Raw genomic sequence first — 4,121 nt, 5'->3', positions numbered from 1 at the left:
GCTCGGACTTGACGGCGGTGACGTCGCCCATCTTGGCGAGCGTGTCCTTCGTCCACTTCGACGAGATCTCGGTCGACTTCTCGGCGGCGTCGAGGATCACCTTCGACATCTTCTCGCCCATGGCGGCCGAGGATTTGAAGGCGTCGTTCATGGCGGACATGTCCATCGGGAAGGAACCCATCATGTCGGTCATCATCTTGGTGTAGTCGGGGGTCTTCGTGGCCATCTGGTTTCTCCTGTGTCCGCGTCGCTCGCGGCGGTTGCTGCGATTGCGTCATATATGAATGCTGCGGTGCAGAAAGTCAACCTCTTTCTGCGGTGCAGCATGACGCTGGGGAAACCCTGTCTTTACGTCTGGGAAATCAGCCGCTTGTCTTCTCGAGAACGTAGGTTCCGGGTGCCGCGGCAAGCACGGGATAGCCCGCCTCGCCCGGAACGCGCGCCGGAACCTGCTTGCCCGAGCGACTCGCGAGCCATTCCTCCCAACGCGGCCACCACGAGCCCTCGCTGTATTCTGCGGCCTTGAGCCAGTCCTCCGGGGTGCCCTTCACCTCGGGGTTCACGTAGTGGCCGTATTTCTTCTTGGACGGCGGATTGACGATGCCCGCGATGTGGCCCGACTCCGACAGAACGAAGGTCTTGTTGCGCGAGCCCATCTGCACGACGCCCCGGAAACTGTCCTTCCAGGCCGCGATGTGGTCGGTCTCGCAGGCGATGGCATAGACCGGCAGGTCGATGTCGCGGACCGACAGCGTCTCGCCGAAGAGCGACAGCCCCTCCTGCGAACACAGCGCGTTGCCCTGGCAGAGGCGGCGCAGGTACTGCACCGCCATCCGGCCGGGCAGGTTCGTCGAGTCCCCGTTCCAGTAGAGCAGATCGAAGGCGGGCGGCGCCTCGCCCATCATGTAGCTGCGGATCGCGGGCCCGTAGACGAGGTCCTTGGCGCGCAGGAACGAGAAGGTCTTCGACATGTAGTGGCTGTCGAGGATGCCCTCGGCGACGACCTGCCGCTCGATCGCGTCCACGAAGTCGTCCTGCAGGAAGACCGTGAATTCCCCCTGGTCGGAGAAGTCGGTGAGCGTGGTGAAGAAGGTCGCCGACTTGATCGGCTTCTCCCCCCGCTTCTTCAGGAGCGACAGCGTCGCGGTCAGCGTCGTGCCCGCGATGCAGTAGCCGACCGCGTTGACCTGGTCCTCGCCGGTGATCTCGCGGGCGACGCGCACCGCCTCGAGGTAGCCCTCCTCGATGTAGGTCTCGAGACCCACGTCGGAATAGCTCGCGTCGGGGTTCTTCCAGCTCACGACGAAGAGCGTGTAGCCCTGCTCCACCACCCAGCGGATCAGGCTGTTCTGGGGCTTCAGGTCCATGATGTAGAACTTGTTGATCCAGGGCGGGAAGATCACCAGCGGCGTGCGGTGCACCGTCTCGGTCCGGGGCGCGTACTGGATCAGCTCCATCATCCGGTTGCGGAACACGACCGAGCCCTCGGTGGTGGCGATGTTGCCGCCGACCTCGAAGGCGCCCGGGTCGGCCAGCGTCGGCAGCAGCTCGCCCCGGTGGCTCTCGATGTCGCGCACCATGTTCTCGAGCCCCTGGACGAGGCTCTCGCCTTCGGTCGCAACGGCGCGCTCCAGCGCGTCGGGATTCGTCGCGAGGTAGTTCGTGGGCGAGAAGAGGTCGATCATCTGGTTGGCGAAGAATGCCACGCGCTGGCGGTCCTTGGCGTCGAGCCCGTCGAGATCGGCCACCGCCTGTTCGATCGCCTTCGAGCCGAGGAGATACTGGTGCTTCACGAAGTTGAAGTAGGGGTGAGTCTTCCACAGCGGGTTCGCGAAGCGCTTGTCGTCGGGAAGGTCCGGGTCGTCGCCGGGCGCGACGAACTGTCCGTGGCTGAGGTTCTGCTGCATCTCGAGGAAATGCGTCAGCGTCTTGCCCCAGTACTGCACCTGGTGCTCGAGCAGGCGCGCGGGATTGGTCATCGCCTCGTGCCAGTAGGCCATTCCGGCCTTCATATACAGGTCCTGCCCCGGCCCCTCGAGGCCCACGTCCCCCGGCGCCCGGCGCGACAGGGCCGCGACCAGACGCTTCGACAGTTCCTCCACCCGGGCGAGGTTCTGGTTCAGCCGATCAAGGTTCTCGCCCACCTCGCGCTCCCCCCCGTGATCCTTGACGTCACTCTCGGTCACCTTGATTTCATCCTGCATTTGCGCCATTTCAACCTTAGCGGTGCCAAGGTGAGGGGGCAAAGCGACATTTGAACCGGGTGCGCGTGCTCGCCGCCCGGCGCTCTGCGCGAGCGAGGCAGGAGACGACATGCGCTACCTTCTCACCTACGATTTCTTCGAATCGATGCGGGTCACGAACCAGTGGATGGGCTCCACCGCGCGGGCCATGTGTTCCTACCCGCAGCTCGGCATCCTCGCCAATCCGATGATCCAGCTCACCGCCGCCTGGGGCGAGGTGACGGAACGCAGCTTCGCCCGCATGGTCGCCAAGCCCGACTGGGGCATCTACTCGATCCCCGCCGACGACGGGCGCGACCACTCGGTCGCGGTCGAGCGCGTGCTGCGCCGGCCGTTCGGCGACCTGATCCGCTTCAACGTGCAGGGCCGCGCGCCGACGGGCCGCAAGGTGCTGCTGGTCGCGCCGATGTCGGGCCACTACGCCACGCTCCTCCGCTCCACGGTCCTCAGCCTGCTGCCCGATTGCGACGTCCACATCACGGACTGGCACAACGCCCGCGACATCCCCGTGAGCGAGGGCAAGTTCGACGTCGAGGACTACACCCTCTACCTCGTCGACTTCCTGCGCCACATGGGCCCCGACACCCATGTCATCGCCGTCTGCCAGCCCGCGCCGCTGGCGCTCGCCGCCACCGCCTACCTCGCCGAGGAGGAGCCGGCGGCGCAGCCCCGCTCGCTGACGCTGATCGGCGGGCCGATCGACCCCGACGCGGCGGCGACGGACGTGACCGACTTCGGCCGCCGCGTCACCATGGGCCAGCTCGAGCGCTACGTGCTCCAGCGCGTCGGCTTCAAGTACGCGGGCGCGGGGCGGATGGTCTATCCGGGCCTCCAGCAGCTCACCTCCTTCATGGCGATGAACGCCGAGAAGCACGCCCGCGCCTTCTCCGAGCAGATCGTGCGGGTGGCCAAGGGCAAGGCCTCGGACCACGACAAGCACAACAAGTTCTACGACGAATACCTCGCCGTCATGGACATGACCGCCGAGTTCTACCTCACGACCGTCGAGCGCATCTTCAAGAACCGCGAGATCGCGCGGAACGCCTTCACCGTCGACGGCAAGCGCGTGGACATCGGCAAGATCACCACCGTCGCGGTCAAGACGGTCGAGGGCGGCAAGGACGACATCTCGGCTCCCGGCCAGTGCGTCGCGGCGCTGAAGCTCTGCACCGGGCTGCCCGACGCGAAGAAGGCCACCTATCTCGAGCCCAACGCCGGCCACTACGGCATCTTCGCGGGCAAGAGCTGGCGCGACAAGATCCGGCCCCTGGTGCTCGACTTCATCGACGCGAACTGCGACGTGCCGAAGGCCCCGGTCAAGGGCGTCGCGGCGCGCTGAAGGCGCCGGACGCTTTCACATTTCCGATCTTTCCGGCCGCTTGTCCCCAGGATGAGCGGCCTTTTCTTTACGCAAGGCCGCCTTTACCCCCATCTGGCGGCACCCGCGCCGAACTGCGCAGGACAAGCTCCGCCGCGATCTCGGCGGCGCTGCCGGGGGCCGCGGGACCCTCGATCTCGGCCATCAGGATCTCCACCGTCGCGGCCACCATCCGGTCCACGGGCTGCCGCACGGTGGTCAGGTCGAAGGCCTTCCACGCGGCCGCCGGAACGTCGTCGTAGCCCACGACCGAGACCGCGCCCGGCACGTCGATCCCCATGCCGTGGCGCAATTCGTCCAGCACGCCCAGCGCCATGTGGTCGTTGGCGACGAAGATCGCGTCGGGCGGCTCGGGCGCGTCCATCATCTCCCGCGCCGCCGCCGCCGCCCGCGCCCGGTCGAAGCCGCCTTGCGCGAAGGCATGGACACCCCGACCGGCCGCGCCGAGCGCGTCGCGGAACCCCTCCCACCGGTCGAGGTCCGTGGACGCGGTGAGAAGC

At 66.7% G+C, this 4,121-nt stretch carries 3 protein-coding genes and 1 pseudogene; 1 reads left to right on the top strand and 3 read right to left on the bottom strand.

Annotated features, from left to right (window positions below; translation table 11 throughout):
* Nucleotides 1-226 (bottom strand): annotated as a pseudogene (locus tag ACTS11_RS03260) (Phasin); the annotation flags it as partial.
* Between the two features lie 136 nt (nucleotides 227-362).
* A complete protein-coding gene (phaC, locus tag ACTS11_RS03255) occupies nucleotides 363-2,204 on the bottom strand; it encodes a class I poly(R)-hydroxyalkanoic acid synthase (protein WP_442638910.1) in 1,842 nt (613 codons plus the stop codon).
* A gap of 109 nt (nucleotides 2,205-2,313) precedes the next feature.
* On the opposite strand from phaC, the gene phaZ reads away from it, so the two are divergent.
* Complete coding sequence (phaZ, locus tag ACTS11_RS03250; RefSeq protein ID WP_442638909.1) at nucleotides 2,314-3,582, top strand: polyhydroxyalkanoate depolymerase; 1,269 nt, start codon at nucleotides 2,314-2,316, stop codon at nucleotides 3,580-3,582.
* Between the two features lie 67 nt (nucleotides 3,583-3,649).
* Here phaZ and ACTS11_RS03245 read toward each other — a convergent pair.
* On the bottom strand, nucleotides 3,650-4,121 hold a 472-nt coding region (locus ACTS11_RS03245), incomplete at its 5' end, for a substrate-binding domain-containing protein (protein WP_442638908.1).

It is taken from the genome of Roseicyclus sp. (assembly GCF_052168335.1).
Lineage (GTDB): Bacteria > Pseudomonadota > Alphaproteobacteria > Rhodobacterales > Rhodobacteraceae > Roseibacterium.
Note: the sequence above shows the minus strand (reverse complement) of the source record. Positions and strands in the feature narration are given on the sequence as shown.